Origin of the sequence: Pseudomonas yamanorum, from assembly GCF_013386765.1 — a bacterium.
Lineage (GTDB): Bacteria > Pseudomonadota > Gammaproteobacteria > Pseudomonadales > Pseudomonadaceae > Aquipseudomonas > Aquipseudomonas yamanorum_A.
This window is the reverse complement of the sequence record NZ_JACARE010000018.1, coordinates 382,086-399,338: the sequence shown is the minus strand read 5'-3', so window position 1 is coordinate 399,338 and position 17,253 is coordinate 382,086. Positions and strand designations below refer to the sequence as shown.

Sequence of the window (17,253 nt, the reverse complement as noted above, 5' to 3'; positions counted from 1 at the left end):
GCAGCGGTTTTAGCAGCTGGCTTGGCGGCCGGTTTGGCAGCAGCAGTTTTAGCGGCTGGCTTGGCAGCTGGTTTCGCAGCAGCAGTTTTAGCAGCCGGTTTAGCCGGTGCTTTTACCGCAGGCTTGGTCGCAGCTTTTGCAGGTGCCTTGGCGGCGACTGCTTTGCTGGCAGGCTTTTTCGCCGCGCTGGCTGCAACGGCTTTGGCCGGAGCACGGGTGCTCAGCACTTTGCCGACAGCTTCCTTCACACGACCAATGCCCTGAGCCAGTTTCAGGCTCTCGGAAGCATCACGCTTGAGTTGGGAAATGTAGGTGCGGGTTTCGGATTGACGATCCTTGAGGGCGTCGAGCAGGTCCTCAAGTTCTTTGACGGCGTCCTTGGCTTTGGCTTGTGCCTTGGCTTTGCCAGCGGTTGCTGCGCCTTGCAGTTTGGTACGGGATTTGTGCAGTTTTTCCTGAGCTTTGCCGCGTTGTTTTTCAAGCTTGGCGAGCAACTTCTCAGCATCAGCCAAGGCTTGTGAACAGGCGCTTTCCAAATGCTCGAGCAGGCTGCCCGAAAGTTGTTGGAGCAAATGCAACGGGGTATTTACAGGCTTCTGTTTGGCCGACATGGTTTACCTCCTGGCTGACGTGGGTGCGGCTCATACTAGCCCTCTGCTCTTACCGCCGCTAGGGCATGTTGACAGTATCGAATGGCTTGCGTTGCACCGCACGAAAATTCTTATCGATATAACGAAAATCCACGCCACTTTTTAAGCATTCACACTGGCATAATCCATCGCACTTTCGGCTGGAGAACGCCCATGTCGCGTTACCTTTTTTTAGTGTTGAGCGTGGCGCTTTCAGCGGCCAACGCGAGCGAGAAATCCCCGTCCAAAGATGACCACGACCTGGCCTACAGCCTGGGCGCAAGCCTGGGTGAACGCCTGCGCCAGGAGATGCCGGGCCTGCAGATGGAGGCGCTGATCGACGGACTCAAACAGGCCTACCAAGGCAAGCCACTGGCCCTGGACGACACCCGCATCGAACAGATCCTCGCCCAGCACGAAGCGCAAAACGCGCCAGACAATCGGGCGCCACAAAGTGAACAGGCACTCGCGGCAGAGCAACAATTTTTGGCGAGCGAGAAATCCAAAACTGGTGTGCGCGAATTGGCAGACGGCATCCTGCTGACCGAACTGACCCCCGGCAGCGGAAAAAAACCGGCGGCCGATGATCGCGTGCAAGTGAATTACGTGGGGCGACTACCCGACGGGACCGTCTTCGACAAGAGCACGCAGCCGCAGTGGTTTCGTCTGGACAGTGTGATCAGCGGCTGGCGCAGTGCGTTGCAACAGATGCCGGTGGGCGCGAAATGGCGCCTGGTGATTCCATCCAACCAGGCCTATGGCGCTGATGGTGCCGGCGAGTTGATCCCGCCTTATACGCCACTGGTATTCGAGATCGAGTTGCTCGCCGCGGGCGCCTGAGCCCAAACGAAAAACGGTGCGCAATGCGCACCGTTTTTTGTGTAGCGACGAGTCAGGCCTTGGCCGTCAACTCTTCCTTGTGAGCGTTGTGCAGCACTTCGATCAGGCAGTCTTCCAGCTCGAAACGCTCGTGAAGCAAACCGCCCAGCTCTTTGAATTTTTCTGCAACACACTTGCCGGCATCACACAGGTCGTTGAACGCCAGCAGCTTCTCGGTGATGACGTCGATGCGCGGGTAAATCGTCTCGGCCAAGTCCAGGCCACGTTGATCGTCGAAGGCCTCGGCCTCTTTGGTCAACTGCTCGTAGACACCGAAGTGCCCCGCCGAGACGTAATCCACCAAGACGCCGCAGAATTCCTGCAATGGCTTGCGGTTCTCGCTTAGCGCTTCGGGCTTGGCACCGAGAGCATCAAAGGCCCGAACCAGTTCGTGACGCGCTTTCAACCAACCATCGATCAGTTTGTGCACCCCACCCCAGCGTTCCTGAGCATTCTGACAACTTTCCAGCATGATGATCTCTCTTCCCTATAGGGGCGCCGCCCGCTGCCCGCGCAACACTTCAAGGTTAAAGCGGCCACCGGGCAAAGGTGCATCGAACAGTCTGTTTCAATAACGCGTGCGGGCCAGATTATGCCCGCACGACTATGGCATCAAGGTACGCAGGAGAGAAAGTTCATACAAGTGTTTAATCCCTTCCTACAACCCGCGGGCACCGGTCAGTGCCGCGCAAGGCCAAAACGCTGGCTCAGCAGCAACCGCGAGAACTGCGTCACGCCAAGGATCAGCATGGCCACGAAGAACAGCAGGCTCCACTCGGGAATACTCAAGTCGAACAGCGTCCAGTTGATTTCCACACAGTCGACGGTGCCCTTGAACACGAGCGCCAACGCCTCCCGCAGCGACAGGTTTTCGATCATGTATTGGAGGCTGGGCCAACAGGTCGGTAGCTGTTCCGGCGGCGTATTTTGCAACAGCACCTGGCGTACGGCAGTGATGGCGCCCAATACGGCACAGCCCATGCTCGCCAGCCAATACAGGTAGATCCCGAACCGCCTGGGCCCGTGAATTGCCGCCACCAGGTTGATCAGTGTGAAGGCTGCCACAAGAACTCGTTGCACCTGGCAAAGGAAACAAGGACGCAAAAGCGCGGCATATTCCAGGTAAAAGGACGCGCCCAGCGTCAGCGCACCAGCCAAAAAAGCCAGGAGGAAGAGGGAGCGTGAGGGGGCCAAAGACATTGTTTATCCGCAACGCAAGAGATAGGTAGTTACGGTAGAGGAAAGGCCTTACCCCTTTCAATACGCGCCAGAGCAGACGATTCCGCGAGAGCGTAGGGATATCCCGCCAAAAGCAGAGTGATTAAACGCGCGTCTGTGTAGGAGTTTACTACAAGCCGTATTGACTACAGCTAGTGGGTGGCATCGAAGGGTTGGCCGCCAGACATTTCTGAGCCAACCCTAACGCTGTTTCCTACGTCAAACCCGGGCCGGTACCGGCAGCGGGGATGCCAGCAAACGCTTGTCCAGCAAGCCCAGACCTTCCTGGAACAATTGGTTGCTGCGCTCGGTATCGCCCAACTGCGCCAACAGGCGCGCCAGTTCGGCGCAAGCTTCAGGGTTGCGCTGCACCTGCAGGCTGCTTTCCAGGTAGTCCCGCGCCTTGCCCCACAAGCTGTTTTGCAGGCACAGGCGCCCGAGGGTCAGCAACAGGCTGGCATCGCCTGGATGATCCTTTAGCCAGCCTTCGGCAAACTTCAACTGCTTCGCCGAGTCGCTGCCACGCAGCAAACCGTAGAGCCTGATCAGATGGCTGTCGTATTCGCGCTTGAGCGCACCGCGCAACACTTCTTCGGCCTTGGCGTCTGCGCCCAATTGGCGCAGTTGTTCGGCGTAAGCCAGCACCAGTTGTGGCTCCTGGCGCTGGGCTGAAGTCAGTTGTTGCCACGCTCGCTCCAGAGACTGCTGGCCCGCCTCGCCCAGCTCTTCGCGCTGGGCAGCCAGGGTCAGGTTCTCGCCCCAGGCGCGACGCTCGAGGTCGGCCAGTTCGGCAGGTGGCAGCACCTTGTCCTTGCGCAGTTCCGGCAACAGCCGGATTACCGAAGACCAATCACCGCGCTGTTGATACAGGCGCTGCAGCTGACGCAATACCTGGACGTTATGGGGATGACGCTCATGCATGGCCTGCAAGGTGACCAGGGCACCGTCAGTGTCGCCACGGTCCATCTGCAACTGCGCATGACTCAAAGCCACCGCCAGTTCGGCCTGGGGCTGACGTTCAAGGGCACGCTCCAGCAAGCCGTCCGCCTCCTCATAACGCCCTTGCTCGTTGGCTGCGCGGGCAGCGCCGAGGTAATACAGCAATGGCTGGCGTTCGGCTTCGGCAGCACGGTGCAAGTGACGCTCGGCACTGGCCCAACGCCCTTCGGCGAGGTCCATCTGGCCCTGCTCAATGGCGACCTGGACCCGGCGGCTGCGGTTGCGTCGCGACCACGGATTGACCACGCCACCGGAGGTCAGCACAAGGCCCAGCAGCACCCGGACCAAATAGATCACCAGGCCGATGGCAAACAGCGCCACCAGCGTCGACCACAGCCCGGACTCGTAATGCAGCACATGGGGATAGGTAATCAACACGTAGCCGGTGTGTTTCGAAATGCCCACAGCCAGTGCCAGGGCGATCGCAATCGCCAGCACCAGGATCACATAGAAACGCTTCATCGGCTTTACTCCTGGGTCGCCGGTTTGCCAGCGGAAGCCTTGGCTTCTTCGGCAGACAGGTGGCGACGGTCAAGGTAAGCCTGCACGGCGGCCAGGCTCGCGGCCAGGTCCGGCGTCACCACCGAGACGGCCTTGGGCTCGAGCTCGGCAATACGGGCCAGCATGGCTTTGCTTTGCGGGTTGTCCTGATTGAAGTTGTCCTGCAACACGCTGCGGGCCTCGCCCAGGGATCGGCTGTACACCGCCGGCTCGCCGTTGAGTGCCGCCCACTGCGCCTGCTCCAGCGCCAGGCTCAGGGCCAGGCGCACCTGGTTCAGGCCTTGACCTGCCAACAGAGGGCGAATGTTGTCATCCGGGTTGAAGTCGATGCGGAAATACCGCGAGATCTGCTCCCACCACTGGCTCCAGCGGCTGTCCGTATCGGTGGTCGGGCGACCCTCATTGGCGGCTTCCGGGAGTTGATATTCCGGGGCGATGGCCGCCAGTTGCACCACCTGATCGCGCAATGCCGCCAGTTGCAGATACAGCCCGGTGCGGTCCGGCTGCTCAAGGCTGCGCAAGGCAGCGAGGCTCTTGGCCAACTGCTCACGCGCGGCGTAGGAGCCCGGGTCGCTTTGTTCGCGAAGGATCTCGTCGGCGCCCTGGACCAGCGCCTGCGCACTGTTGATGTCCTGCAAGGCAGACAGACGCAGGCTGGCCAGGCGAATCAGGTGCTCGGCCTCGGCCAGGCGCCAGTCCTGGCGGCTGGCACCCAGCACGGTTTCCAGGCGCTGGCTCAAGCGCTGTTGATCGCCCTGCAATTGCGCCACCAGCCGGCGGCGCTCTTCCAGTTCATCAGCGCCTGGCAGTTGCCCCAAGCGTGCCGACAACTGCTGCTGGCTCTGCTTGAGGCTCTGGGATTGGTCATCCAGGGTTTGCACTTGGCCCAGCTGTTGCTGGCTGCTCGCCTGCAGTGCGCGGACCTGCCAGATCCCCCAGCCACCGGCGGCAACGCCAGCAGCACCGAGCAACAAGGCCACGATGGCCAGGCCGTTGCCACGGCGCGGAGCGGTGGTGACCGGTGTCTCAACAGGCGCTTCAAGCACGGGCTGAGCTTCATCTTTAGGCAAGGCTGTTTCGCTCACGTATCCATCCTTTGCGTATTAGAGAGTGGGAACGGAAACGCTCCGTAACGCCACTAACAAAGCCGCGGCACTCGCGCCACGACAATCCACAACTTCTTGCGCGCCAGCGGCACGCGCCATTTCGGCGACTCGCGGGCTGGGCACGAACAACGGCAGCCGGGCCACCTGGGGCCACTCTGTGCCAGCCAGGGCCTGCAGGTGTAAAAAACCCTGCCCACTGCTGACCACCACGCCGTTCAAGCGTTCCACGTTTATGCGCCGGGTCAGGGTTGCACTGTCGTAATCCGGCAGGAAACGGCGATACAACTCCAGATAGTCGACACTAGCACCTTGCTCGCGTAAACGCTCAGCCAGCAGCTCGCGCCCGCCCTCGCCCCGCAGGATCAGCACCCGGGCAGCGGGCCGTGCGATAGCCTCGCGCAAGGCGGCTAGTTCAAGCAAGGCTTCGCTGTCATCGCCGTCCTGGGGATAGCTGACATCAAGGCCGTGATCCGCCAGGACCTGCGCCGTGGCAGCGCCGACGCTGAACCACGGTACGGCCGGTGGCTGCGGCCAGTGTTGAGCCAGCAACTGCACGCCGAGGCGCGCCGCCGGCTTGCTCACCACGATCACCGCGCAATAACGGTCCAGCTCGCGAAAAACCGCCTGCTGTTCAGGCGTGACGGGCAGCGCTTCAATCTCCAGCAATGGCAGGCTGCTGCTGAAGATGCCTGCTTCGGATAACGTCGCCGCCAAGGCGGCCGACTCATCGCCAGGCCGCGTCAGCAGCACACGCCATTGCGTCACTGCGGACCGGCCTCGCCGTACACGGCTTGCAGGATGGCACCGGCGCCTTTTTCCAGCAGTTCTTCGGCGACTTTGATACCGAGGCTGGTCGCCTCGCTTTGCGGCCCGCGAATCTCTGCGGTGAGCAGCAGCCCGCCACTCGGGTCACCCACCAGGCCACGTAGCCAGAGGTTCTCGCCCTCAAGCACCGCGTAGCAGGCGATCGGCACCTGGCAGCCACCGTTGAGGTGCTTGTTAAGGGCACGTTCGGCGGTGACGCGAACTTCAGTGTCGTGGTGATCCAGGGGTTTGAGCAGCGCATGGATTTCGCTGTCGGCGGTGCGACATTCGATACCTACGGCACCCTGCCCGCCAGCTGGCAAGCTGTCTTCGACACTGATGGCCGAGGTGATGCGGTCTTCGAAGCCCAGGCGAATCAGACCGGCTGCCGCGAGGATGATCGCGTCATATTCGCCGGCGTCGAGCTTGGCCAGGCGGGTATTGACGTTGCCCCGCAGGAAGCGGATCTGCAGGTCCGGGCGACGGGTCAGCAACTGTGCCTGGCGACGCAGGCTGGAGGTGCCGACGACGCTGCCCAGGGGCAATTCATCAAGGGAGGCGTAGGTATTGGAAACGAAGGCGTCACGCGGGTCTTCGCGCTCGCAGATGCAAAAAAGGCCCAGGCCTTCAGGGAAGTCCATGGGCACGTCTTTCATCGAATGCACGGCGATGTCGGCTTCGTTCTCCAGCAGCGCGGTTTCCAGCTCCTTGACGAACAGACCCTTGCCGCCGATTTTCGACAATGGCGAATCAAGCAGCTTGTCGCCGCGACTGACCATGGGCACCAGGGACACCTTGAGGCCGGGATGGGCCTGCTCAAGGCGTGCTTTGACGTACTCGGCCTGCCATAAGGCCAGGGCGCTTTTACGGGTGGCGATGCGGATTTCGCGAGAGGACATGGATCAATCCGTACTGAATAGATACGGCAGATAATAACAGCTCAGGCAAAGGCGCTTTGATTTGAATCAGCAAGTGCGGGGCCTCCCTGGCCGCGTCGCACCGGGATATGGGCGGTGAAGCTCGCCTCAGCCCTCGGGCTAAAGTTGCTGCATCATCTTGCGCACACCGGCGACATGGCGCCGGCTGACGATCAGGGCGTCGCCATTGAGGCCTTTCAGGAACAGCTGAAAGTGCCCAAGCGGCGTGCGCTGCAAGCGCTCGATACGCTCGCGGGCCACCAGCGCGTTGCGGTGGATGCGCACAAAGCGGTCGCCGAATTCGTCTTCCAGGGCCTTGAGCGGCTCATCGAGCAGCACTTCACCGGCCTCGTGACGCAAGGTCACGTACTTGTGATCGGCGATGAAATAGACCACCTGGTCCAAAGGAATCAGCTCGATGCCCTTACGGGTGCGGGCGCTGATATGACTGCGCGGCCCGTTGCCGCCCTGGGCTGCGGGTTGGGTCAAGGCGGCGAGCTGGACACGGTTGGGACGCTCGGCCTTCTTCAAGGCACGAAGCAGTGCATCGGCATTGATCGGCTTGACCAGGAAGCTGACGCCGCTGGCATCCAGGGCCTCGGAAGAGAACTCATCCTGGGAGGCGCACAGCACCACCGAAGGCGGCGACTCTCGCTCGCTCAGGCGGGCAGCTACCTGCAAGCCATCAAGGCCCGGCATGCGGATGTCGAGCAAAACGACATCCGGCTTGAGGCTGTCAATAAGGGCCAAGGCTTCCTCGCCACTGGTGGCGCTCGGCTCAAGGACACTGTAACCCTCGAGTTCACTGACCAAACGGCTCAGTCGCTCGCGGGCTTGGGGTTCGTCATCAACGATCAGGACATTCATATTGCGCTGGATTCCTGCGTGAGTCTCGCACAAGGATAGCGTAGACAGGTGCGGTGACTTCCGTCACGGCGATCCACGCTAAGACTAGCGCGAGCGGCAAAAAGTGCCCCGAGAGTGGCACCAATATTTACCCGGACCTGTTCAATCGCGCCCAAAGCCTGCTGCCTTCGGGCATCGTCGTAGGGTTTGCTGATACACAATACGAACACCCCCTCTCTAATGGATAGCCTGGAGTTCGACCTCATCGCCCGGCATTGGTGCAATGCACCTTCTGTCAGCGCGATGCTCTATCAGTGCAACTGTAGACGCTCGCGAAGACGATATTGCTCAATCGTCAAATATCGTTTCAATAAACACGCTTTGCCAGGCCCAGGACCGCAAGTTTTAAACCCCCGTTCGGTCCTGGCTCCAGTCTCGTCCTGCGCGAGGCCGGGAGCAAGGCACTTAGCCATCTTGGAAACAAATAAAAATGCCGCGCCCCGGCATCATCGCCTCCGGGGGCAACCCTGTTATTATCGGCGCCACACTTTCATGCCCTCTTTCCAGCAGATCACGAGCGAATCCATGAGCACCGACAAGACCAACCAGTCCTGGGGCGGCCGCTTCAGTGAACCCGTCGACGCCTTCGTCGCGCGCTTCACCGCCTCCGTCACCTTCGACCAGCGCCTCTACCGCCACGACATCATGGGCTCGATCGCCCACGCCACGATGCTGGCCAAGGTCGGCGTGCTGACCGACGCCGAGCGCGACAGCATCATCGACGGCCTGACCACCATCCGTGGCGAGATCGAAGCCGGCACCTTTGACTGGCGCGTCGACCTGGAAGACGTGCACATGAACATCGAGGCCCGCCTCACCGACCGCATCGGTGTGACCGGCAAGAAGTTGCACACCGGTCGCAGCCGTAACGACCAGGTGGCCACCGATATCCGCCTGTGGCTGCGGGACGAGATCGACCTGATCCTGGCGGAAATCACCCGCCTGCAAAAAGGCCTGCTGGAACAGGCAGAGCGTGAGTCCGGCACCATCATGCCCGGCTTCACCCACCTGCAAACCGCGCAGCCTGTGACCTTCGGCCACCACCTGCTGGCCTGGTTCGAAATGCTCAGCCGCGACTACGAGCGCCTGGTGGACTGCCGCAAGCGCGCCAACCGCATGCCGCTGGGCAGCGCCGCACTGGCCGGCACCACCTACCCGATCGACCGCGAATACACCGCGCAACTGCTGGGTTTCGACGCCGTGGGCGGTAACTCCCTGGACGGCGTGTCGGACCGTGACTTCGCCATCGAATTCTGCGCCGCGGCCAGCATTGCGATGATGCACTTGTCGCGTTTCTCCGAAGAGCTGGTGCTGTGGACCAGTGCGCAATTCCAGTTCATCGACCTGCCGGACCGCTTCTGCACCGGCAGCTCGATCATGCCGCAAAAGAAAAACCCAGACGTGCCGGAACTGGTACGCGGCAAAAGCGGCCGGGTATTCGGCGCGCTGATGGGCCTGTTGACCCTGATGAAAGGCCAGCCGCTGGCCTACAACAAGGACAACCAGGAAGACAAGGAACCGCTGTTCGACGCCGCCGATACCCTGCGCGACTCGCTGCGGGCGTTTGCCGACATGATCCCGGCGATCAAGCCCAAGCACGCCATCATGCGTGAAGCGGCCCTGCGCGGTTTCTCCACTGCCACCGACCTGGCGGACTACCTGGTACGCCGTGGCCTGCCGTTCCGCGACTGCCACGAAATCGTCGGGCATGCGGTGAAGTACGGCGTGGACACTGGCAAGGACCTGGCGGAAATGAGCCTGGAAGAACTGCGCCGGTTCAGCGACCAGATCGAGCAGGACGTCTTTGCGGTACTGACCCTGGAAGGGTCGGTGAATGCCCGTGACCATATCGGCGGGACTGCACCGGCGCAGGTGAAGGCTGCCGTGGTTCGCGGCCAGGCGTTGCTCGCCAGCCGCTAACCCAAAGGTAAGTACCCGGCAAATAAGGGCGAACACTGAACCTGTGGCGAGGGAGCTTGCTCCCGCTGGACTGCGCAGCAGTCCCATTTTTGGGGCCGCTTCGCCGCCCAGCGGGAGCAAGCTCCCTCGCCACAAAAGCAGTCTTTATTTCTTCGCCGCAACCATCGCCATAAACGCCGGCATCGCCGCCTCCTTGTCCGCCGCCACCCGCTGGGCATTCGGCAGCGCCTGCAAGCGCGCCAGCAAATCCTTGGCCTTCGGCATCTCAGCCAACAGATCCAGCCCGAACAGCTTCCCGGCCACGGCACACGCCAGGTCCACGCTGTACACGAAATACAAATCCGCAATCGTGAAACTGTCCCCCGCCACATACGGCGCGAACTTCCCATGCCGCCCCAGTGACGCAACCCCAAGCAATAGCTCAGCCCTGGATTTGTCCTTGATCGCCTCCGGCACCGGCATCCCGAAAAACGCCTCGGCGAAACACGCCCGGGCCGGCAACTCGATATACAGCTCGATCTCCCTGCACAACGCCAGCACCTGGGCCCGCTGGAACCCATCGCTCGGCAGCAGCGAACGCCCGCCCTGGGTCTGTTCGAGGTATTCGAGGATCACGCTGGTTTCATTGATGAACCCTTGCTCGACACCCAGCACCGGCACCTTGCCCCGCGGGCTCACGGCCAAGGCTTCAGGGGTCTGGCCTGCGTAGAACGGCACCTCTTCGAAGGGCAGACCTTTCTCCAGCAGCGCCAGCTTGACCATGTTGTAGTAGTTGCTGACCGAAAATCCATAAAGCTTGAGCATCACAAAGCCTCCAGGCCGTGTACGGGGTTGGCAGCAGTGGTTATAGATCGGGATGCCACGCCTGGCCAGCAGCATCACCCGAGTGAATGGGGGTAGACTGGCGCCCTTTCCTTCAGGAGCCTGCCATGAGCGAGCCAACCGATATCGACAACGACGAAGAAGAGTTCGCCGAGACCACCTTGATTGAAGCGATCGAAAACCAGATCGAAAGCGACAACCCGCCCGCCGCCAAGGCCACGTTCAACAAGCTGACCCTGGTGGGCTACGAGCGCGAAGACATCCTGCAAATGATGGCCCACGTCCTGGCCATCGAAATCGACGCCCTGCTCGAAGAAGACCGCGCCTTCAATACCGAATGGTATGAAACTACCTTGCGCGCACTGCCAGAGCTGCCGCCCGAGAAGCAATAAGCGCCACCCCGCGCTGGCCAGCAAACTCTTGCTGGCCACAATCCTGCCCTACATCAACGCCGCATGAGTTCCGACTGGACAGGCCGCCAAAGTGCGTTCACCTTATGGCTGCTAACGTCTAAAAATTCCTAGAAAGTCTGGAGTCCTTATGTCGTATACCCCTGAGTTGGTTGCCGAACTGGAAATCCTTGCACTCTTCAACCTGGGCAGCTCCCAGGAAGGTCTGAAAGTTCATCAGACTGCCGCTCCCACTGCCATTGCCGCTGCCCGGCGCCTGTTTGATAAAGACCTGATCGACCAGCCAGACGGTGGTTACCTCACCAGCCTCGGCCGGGATGCTGCCGAACACGCACAAAGCCTGCTGACTATTCTGAACACCGCCAAAGAAGCCGCCTGACATTTCGTATCGCCCACGGGATCCTCTTTTCACGGATTCCGCGGGCATTCCTGCGCCCGGGATAAAATTCCGGCGCCAAAAACAAATTCCCGCTAAACCTCCTACGCTACTGGCTGTAAACTCCCCAACGGCCGCCCACGTCGGGCCCTGCGAGCCACCGAGTTCGACATGACCCGCACCCACGAAATCCGCCCCGACCTGGACGAAGGCATCGACCGCAAGGTGCTGGCCCAGTTGCGCGCGCGGTTTCTGGCCCTGAACGAGGGCCGCATGGCCCGGGCCGTTGAAGGGCTGACGCCGCGCCAGCAAAGCGTATTGACGCTGCTGCCACTGTTTTTCCACGTCAATCACCCACTGCTGCCGGGCTATGTGTCGGGCAGTACGCCGGCCGGCCTGTCGAATTTTGAACCCGACGCACAAGCCTTGGCCGAGGCCCAGCGCCTGACCCGCACGTTTTCCTACAAGCCCCGGCACGGCAACCCGCCGCGACCGATTCACGGCCTGTTCCTGATGGGCAGCCTGGGCACACTGGCCCAGGCCGATCAAAGTGATATGGACGTGTGGGTCTGCCACGCCGCCGATCTTGGGGAAAACGAACTGGCCGAGCTGCGCAAAAAATGCCAGCTGCTGGAAACCTGGGCCCTGAGCATGGGCGCCGAGGCGCACTTCTTCCTGATCGAGCCGACGCGCTTTATCCAGGGCGAGCGTGACACCCAACTGAGCTCCGAAGACTGCGGCACCAGCCAGCATTACCTGCTGCTGGACGAGTTCTACCGCACCGCCATCTGGCTGGCCGGGCGCACGCCGATCTGGTGGCTGGTGCCGGTGTACGAAGAAACCCGCTACGCCGAATTCACCCATGCGCTGATCTCCAAGCGCTTTATCCGCGCCGACGAAACCCTCGACCTGGGCCACCTGGCCCACATCCCGCCGGGTGAATTTATCGGCGCCGGCCTGTGGCAATTGTTCAAGGGCATCGAATCGCCCTACAAGTCGGTGCTCAAACTCCTGCTGACCGAGGTCTACGCCAGCGAGCACCCGAAGGTGCAGTGCCTGAGCCTGCGCTTCAAGCGGGCGGTGTTTGCCAACCAGATGGACCTGGACGAGCTGGACCCGTACATCGTGGTCTACCGCCGGATCGAGGAATACCTCAAGGCCCGCAACGAGCCGGAACGCCTGGAACTGGTACGGCGCAGCCTGTACCTGAAGGTCAACCGCAAACTCACGGCCGGCCAGCGCGCATCCGGCTGGCAGCGCTTGCTGCTGGAGCGCCTGGCCCATGAGTGGGGTTGGGACCAGCGCCAACTGGCCCTGCTGGACAGCCGCAGCCAATGGAAAGTCCGCCAGGTGGCCTCCGAGCGCCGGGCGCTGGTCAACGAGCTGAACTACAGCTACCGCTTCCTGACTCAGTTTGCCCGCACCGAACAGACCGTCAGCCTGATCAACAAGCGCGACCTCAATGTGCTGGGCCGACGCCTCTACGCCGCGTTCGAGCGCAAGGCCGGCAAGGTCGAGTTCATCAACCCCGGCATCGCCCCGGACCTGGCCGAAGACACCCTGACGCTGGTGCAGTCGCCCAACCGCAAAGAGCCGGGCCAGTATCACTGGGGCCTGTACAACGGCAGCCTGACCGCTCTGGAATGGGAGCATTTTGCGCCGATCAAGCGCAGCCGCGACCTGCTGGAAATGCTCACCTGGTGCCACCGCAACGGCGTGATCGACAGCAGTACCCGCCTGGCGCTGCATCCCGGTAGCAGTGACATGACCGAGTTCGAGCTGTTCAACCTGCTGGGCAGCCTGCAACAGACTGTCGTGCTGCCTTTGGCCAGCGTGGATGAGGAACGCCTGCTGCGCTCGGCAGTGCCCGAGGAAGTGCTGCTGCTGATCAACGTCGGTGTCGACCCGCTCAAGCATCACCGCGACCTGAACATCCTGATGACCACCGAGCGCACCGACTCCCTGAGTTATGCGGGCGTACGGGAAAACCTGGTGCTGACCCTGGACCAGGTCACCGTCAACAGCTGGAACGAGGTGATGGTCAGTCGCTACGACGGCCCCCACGCACTGCTCGACTGCCTGCGGGACTACTTGAATCAGCTACCCGCCGATCATTTGCCACGGTTGCGGGTACGCTGCTTCTGTCACAACCGCGCACAATTCATCGCCCAGCGCGTGGAAGAAATCTTCGACACCGCGCAAAACCTGCTGCTGGGCCAGGAAAACCATCGCTACCTGGTGCAGGTGCAACAGCACTACCACGTGATGGAACTGACGCCCGGCCAGGCCAACCATGTGTCACTGGCGACCCAGGACGCGTTGATCGCCTACCTCAGCGAAGAACAGGCCAGCTACAGCCCGCTGCACCTCGATACCATGGCCCTGGAAGACCACGACCTGGCACTGCTGCTGCCCATGGGCCTGCCCGACTGCGTACAGGTGTTCTACCGAATCAACGAGGGGGTCGCCGAGCTGTACGTGCTGGATGAATTCAACGCACTCTGGCAGCAGCGCCTGCCGTTTCACGACGAGCAAAGCCTGTTGGTGCCGTTACAGCGTTTCCTGCAGTCGATCATTTATCGCCGCGACGCACTGCTGCCGCTGGACCCGCAACAGCCGCTGGGCGCGGTGCAAATCCTGTATTACCAGCTGTTGCCGTCCGGCAGCAGTCGCGCACGCCGGGCTGAACCACGCCCGGCGCCGCAAACCCCGGCCAACAAACCGTTCTACGACGTGCAGGCGATTATCGGCAAGGCAGCACCGGGCCAGGTGGGCATCACCTTGTACTGCAATCAACGGGAGTTTTCCGAGCTGGAATTTGGCGACCAGCTGTTTGCGGTGGTCGCCCAGCAAATCGTCGGGCAACGCCAGGAGGCCGAGCGCTACCGCTGCTACATCACCGATCTGGACCTGTCCGGCCTGCTCGGTGATGTTCAAAGCCCGAGCAATCTGTACCTGCGCTACAAGGCTGATCTGGAACTGGCGCTCAATGAAGCGCTGAACCAGGTTTAAAGCGAGAACGCGCCGCCGTCTTTTGGCTGGCCTTCGACACTGAGCAATTCAAGCTTGAGGGTCTTGCCGCCCGGCGCTGGCCAGTCGATGTGCTGGCCGACTTGCAGACCCAGCAACGCGCTGCCCACCGGCGCCAGGATCGATATCTTGCCTTCGTCGGCGTTCGCGTCCTTGGGGTAGACCAGGGTCAGGTGATAGTCCTTGCCACTGCCTTGTTCACGGCAATGCACGCTGGAGTTCATGGTCACGACAGTTGCAGGCACTTCATCGTGGCCAACCACTTCTTCGGCGCGGTCGAGTTCGTGTTGCAGGGCTTCAACCCCCGGCGACGCCTCGCCTACACGGTCGATCAGTTGCTCAAGACGCTGCACGTCAAGACGGGTGAGGATGATGGAAGGTGCGGTCATGATTCAGGCAGACTCCTTTTTTCTGCACAAAAAAGCAAAACCCCGCCAGGAAAAGGCGGGGTTCTCACGGACCTCGATGAGTTGAGGTGTACCCGGACACTACCACAGCACAATAAATAAACAAGACGGCCTCAGGTGGAGGCCTTGCGCTGCTCGGCCTGGGCGACGATCACGCGGCGCCGCGCATCATCGGCAGAGCGCCATTCACGGATGTCTTCCACGTGGCGGAAGCAGCCGAGGCAGACTTTCTGCTCATCCAGCCGACATAAACTGATACAAGGTGACGGCACCGCCGGGCTGACATTGCTGAACAGCGGCTTGGGCGGGCGTACAGGTGCGGGCTGCGTCACGATCAGATCTCGTCGAAGTCCAGCTCGACGCCGGCTTGTTCCTGGGTGAGGCGCGCGAGCATTTCGCTCAGCAGCTCATCGGTGGTGTCGTGGGTCCAGCGGTTTTCTTCTTCATCGTAATCGAAGTGGAAACCACCGGTACGCGCCGCCAGCCATAGCTGACGCAGAGGCTCCTGGCGACTGAAAATCAGCTGGGTGCCATTTTCAAACTTGACGGTCAGTACACCGGCCGAGTTCTCCAGGTCCACATCCAGGCCGCTGTCGTCGAAAATATCCTCCAGCGCTTGCTGGGTCGAATCCACCAGGTCGTGAAAACGCGCTTCGGTCAAACTCATTGTGGGAACCTCGAAAAGTGTCTGGTCTCGCTCAAGCGCCGCACAATACGGACGCGCCATCATGATTGCAAAGGATACCGATTTCATTACCCGAAGCCGTGTGAATTATCCTCAACTGATGTAAGCGCAATCGCGACAAACTCGGCAAAGCCCCGCCGGACGGGTATTTCGGCGCATAGGCAATCCGGCAGGTGGTCGGTATACTCGGGCGCAATTAATGCATATTCAAGGATTTCGCCATGAAGCGCCTGATCTCTTCCCTTGCTGCGCTCGTCGCGGTCGCTTGCCTCGTTAGTGCCTGTGGTCAAAAAGGCCCGCTGTATCTGCCCGATGACAGCAAAGACCCGAATGAACAGGCGCAGTCGTCGCAAACCAAAGCGCACAAGCACGACACCTACTAAGGGAACATCATGGACGCTTTTAACTACCGGGACGGCGAGCTGTTCGCGGAAGGTGTCGCGCTGTCCGCCATTGCCGAGCGCTTTGGCACCCCGACGTACGTGTATTCCCGTGCCCACATCGAAGCCCAATACCGCTCGTTTGCCGACGCACTGGAAGGCACGCCGAGCCTGGTGTGCTTCGCCGTAAAAGCCAACTCCAACCTGGGTGTACTGAATGTCCTGGCGCGCCTGGGCGCTGGTTTTGACATCGTGTCCCGTGGCGAGCTTGAGCGTGTACTGGCCGCCGGCGGCAAGGCTGACAAAATAGTGTTCTCCGGTGTCGGCAAGAGCCGCGAAGACATGCGCCGCGCCCTGGAAGTGGGCGTGCACTGCTTCAACGTCGAATCCACCGACGAGCTGGAGCGCCTGCAAGTGGTGGCCGCCGAGATGGGCGTTCGCGCGCCGATCTCCCTGCGGGTCAACCCAGACGTCGACGCCGGCACTCACCCATACATTTCCACCGGACTCAAAGAGAACAAGTTCGGCATCGCCATTGCAGACGCCGAGGACGTGTACATCCGCGCCGCCCAGTTGCCGAACCTGGAAGTATTGGGCGTCGACTGCCATATCGGCTCGCAACTGACCAGCCTGCCACCGTTCCTCGATGCCCTCGACCGCCTGCTGGCGCTGATCGACCGCCTCGGCGAGTGCGGCATCTACCTGCACCACATCGACCTCGGTGGCGGCGTGGGCGTGCGTTATCGCGATGAAGAGCCGCCGCTGGTCAGCGACTACATCAAGGCCGTGCGCGAGCGCACCGAAGGCCGCGACCTGACGCTGATGTTCGAGCCGGGCCGCTACATCGTCGCCAACGCCGGCGTGCTGCTGACTCAGGTCGAGTACCTCAAGCACACCGAGCACAAGGATTTCGCCATCGTCGACGCGGCGATGAACGACCTGATCCGCCCGGCCCTGTACCAGGCCTGGATGGACGTGACGGCCGTCAAGCCACGTGCAGGCGTTGGCCGCGCGTACGACGTCGTCGGCCCGATCTGCGAGACCGGCGACTTCCTGGCCAAGGAACGTCAGTTGGCCCTGGAAGAAGGCGACCTGCTGGCCGTGCATTCGGCCGGTGCCTATGGGTTTGTCATGAGCTCCAACTACAACACCCGCGGGCGTACCGCCGAGGTGCTGGTGGACGGTGATCAAGCGTTTGAAGTGCGTCGCCGCGAGACGGTAGCCGAGTTGTTTGCTGGCGAAAGCCTGCTGCCGGAGTAAGGTC

The 17,253-nt window shown here is 61.4% G+C and carries 19 protein-coding genes; 7 read left to right on the top strand and 12 right to left on the bottom strand.

The genetic code is table 11. The annotated features are described in order from the left end of the window. The coding region (locus tag HX875_RS33325; protein WP_218171940.1) for an AlgP family protein at nt 1-611 on the bottom strand (611 nt) is incomplete at its 3' end. A 192-nt stretch (nt 612-803) separates the two neighbouring features. On the opposite strand from HX875_RS33325, the gene HX875_RS15190 reads away from it, so the two are divergent. Then, a complete protein-coding gene (locus HX875_RS15190) occupies nt 804-1,469 on the top strand; it encodes an FKBP-type peptidyl-prolyl cis-trans isomerase (RefSeq protein ID WP_177043757.1) in 666 nt (221 codons plus the stop codon). A 52-nt stretch (nt 1,470-1,521) separates the two neighbouring features. On the opposite strand, the gene HX875_RS15185 is transcribed toward HX875_RS15190, so the two are convergent. The 7 genes from HX875_RS15185 to HX875_RS15155 form a co-directional block, all read right to left on the bottom strand. Further along, nucleotides 1,522-1,980 carry an Rsd/AlgQ family anti-sigma factor gene (locus HX875_RS15185; protein WP_008439329.1) on the bottom strand — a complete coding sequence of 153 codons (459 nt, stop codon included), beginning with the start codon at nt 1,978-1,980 and terminating at the stop codon, nt 1,522-1,524. 206 nt (nt 1,981-2,186) lie between these two features. Continuing rightward, nucleotides 2,187-2,708: a disulfide bond formation protein B gene (locus HX875_RS15180; protein ID WP_177043756.1), complete on the bottom strand. Its 522-nt coding sequence runs from the start codon at nt 2,706-2,708 to the stop codon at nt 2,187-2,189. A gap of 237 nt (nt 2,709-2,945) precedes the next feature. Beyond that, nucleotides 2,946-4,187: a heme biosynthesis protein HemY gene (locus HX875_RS15175; RefSeq protein ID WP_177043755.1), complete on the bottom strand. Its 1,242-nt coding sequence runs from the start codon at nt 4,185-4,187 to the stop codon at nt 2,946-2,948. Nucleotides 4,188-4,192: 5 nt separating this feature from the next. Then, nucleotides 4,193-5,311: a uroporphyrinogen-III C-methyltransferase gene (locus HX875_RS15170; RefSeq protein WP_177043754.1), complete on the bottom strand. Its 1,119-nt coding sequence runs from the start codon at nt 5,309-5,311 to the stop codon at nt 4,193-4,195. Between the two features lie 18 nt (nt 5,312-5,329). Then, entirely contained in the window at nt 5,330-6,097 is a 768-nt protein-coding gene (locus HX875_RS15165) for a uroporphyrinogen-III synthase (RefSeq protein ID WP_177043753.1), read from the bottom strand. Further along, nucleotides 6,094-7,035 carry a hydroxymethylbilane synthase gene (gene hemC, locus HX875_RS15160; RefSeq protein ID WP_177043752.1) on the bottom strand — a complete coding sequence of 314 codons (942 nt, stop codon included), beginning with the start codon at nt 7,033-7,035 and terminating at the stop codon, nt 6,094-6,096. Before hemC ends, HX875_RS15165 begins: the two co-directional genes overlap by 4 nt. A gap of 138 nt (nt 7,036-7,173) precedes the next feature. Continuing rightward, nucleotides 7,174-7,920, bottom strand: a complete 747-nt coding sequence (locus HX875_RS15155) for a LytR/AlgR family response regulator transcription factor (protein ID WP_177043751.1) — start codon at nt 7,918-7,920, stop codon at nt 7,174-7,176. Between the two features lie 564 nt (nt 7,921-8,484). Between HX875_RS15155 and argH the strand changes: the two genes are divergently transcribed. Beyond that, nucleotides 8,485-9,879, top strand: coding sequence for an argininosuccinate lyase (gene argH / locus HX875_RS15150; RefSeq protein WP_177043750.1), 1,395 nt, complete (start codon nt 8,485-8,487; stop codon nt 9,877-9,879). Between the two features lie 144 nt (nt 9,880-10,023). On the opposite strand, the gene HX875_RS15145 is transcribed toward argH, so the two are convergent. Continuing rightward, nucleotides 10,024-10,683 (bottom strand): glutathione S-transferase family protein, encoded by a 660-nt coding sequence (locus HX875_RS15145; protein WP_177043749.1) that lies wholly within the window; start codon nt 10,681-10,683, stop codon nt 10,024-10,026. Nucleotides 10,684-10,808: 125 nt separating this feature from the next. Here HX875_RS15145 and HX875_RS15140 point away from each other — a divergent pair, with 125 nt between their 5' ends. From HX875_RS15140 to HX875_RS15130, 3 genes are all read left to right on the top strand, one after another. Continuing rightward, complete coding sequence (locus tag HX875_RS15140; protein WP_088422102.1) at nt 10,809-11,093, top strand: hypothetical protein; 285 nt, start codon at nt 10,809-10,811, stop codon at nt 11,091-11,093. A gap of 148 nt (nt 11,094-11,241) precedes the next feature. Next, on the top strand, nt 11,242-11,490 hold the full coding sequence (locus HX875_RS15135; protein ID WP_177043748.1) for a TIGR02647 family protein: 249 nt from the start codon (nt 11,242-11,244) through the stop codon (nt 11,488-11,490). A 168-nt stretch (nt 11,491-11,658) separates the two neighbouring features. Next, the gene (locus HX875_RS15130) at nt 11,659-14,499 is read left to right on the top strand and encodes a class I adenylate cyclase (RefSeq protein WP_177043747.1); all 2,841 of its coding nucleotides are present in this window, start codon (nt 11,659-11,661) and stop codon (nt 14,497-14,499) included. On the opposite strand, the gene rnk is transcribed toward HX875_RS15130, so the two are convergent. From rnk to cyaY, 3 genes are all read right to left on the bottom strand, one after another. After that, nucleotides 14,496-14,906, bottom strand: coding sequence for a nucleoside diphosphate kinase regulator (rnk, locus tag HX875_RS15125; protein ID WP_010168013.1), 411 nt, complete (start codon nt 14,904-14,906; stop codon nt 14,496-14,498). The genes HX875_RS15130 and rnk overlap by 4 nt on opposite strands. Before the next feature lie 131 nt (nt 14,907-15,037). Next, nucleotides 15,038-15,256 carry a DUF1289 domain-containing protein gene (locus tag HX875_RS15120; RefSeq protein ID WP_177043746.1) on the bottom strand — a complete coding sequence of 73 codons (219 nt, stop codon included), beginning with the start codon at nt 15,254-15,256 and terminating at the stop codon, nt 15,038-15,040. A 2-nt stretch (nt 15,257-15,258) separates the two neighbouring features. Further along, complete coding sequence (cyaY, locus tag HX875_RS15115; protein ID WP_177043745.1) at nt 15,259-15,591, bottom strand: iron donor protein CyaY; 333 nt, start codon at nt 15,589-15,591, stop codon at nt 15,259-15,261. 239 nt (nt 15,592-15,830) lie between these two features. Between cyaY and lptM the strand changes: the two genes are divergently transcribed. Both lptM and lysA read left to right on the top strand, forming a co-directional pair. Next, entirely contained in the window at nt 15,831-15,992 is a 162-nt protein-coding gene (lptM, locus tag HX875_RS15110) for an LPS translocon maturation chaperone LptM (RefSeq protein ID WP_003208801.1), read from the top strand. Between the two features lie 9 nt (nt 15,993-16,001). Then, complete coding sequence (gene lysA, locus HX875_RS15105; RefSeq protein WP_177043744.1) at nt 16,002-17,249, top strand: diaminopimelate decarboxylase; 1,248 nt, start codon at nt 16,002-16,004, stop codon at nt 17,247-17,249. The last annotated feature ends 4 nt before the right edge of the window (nt 17,250-17,253 follow it).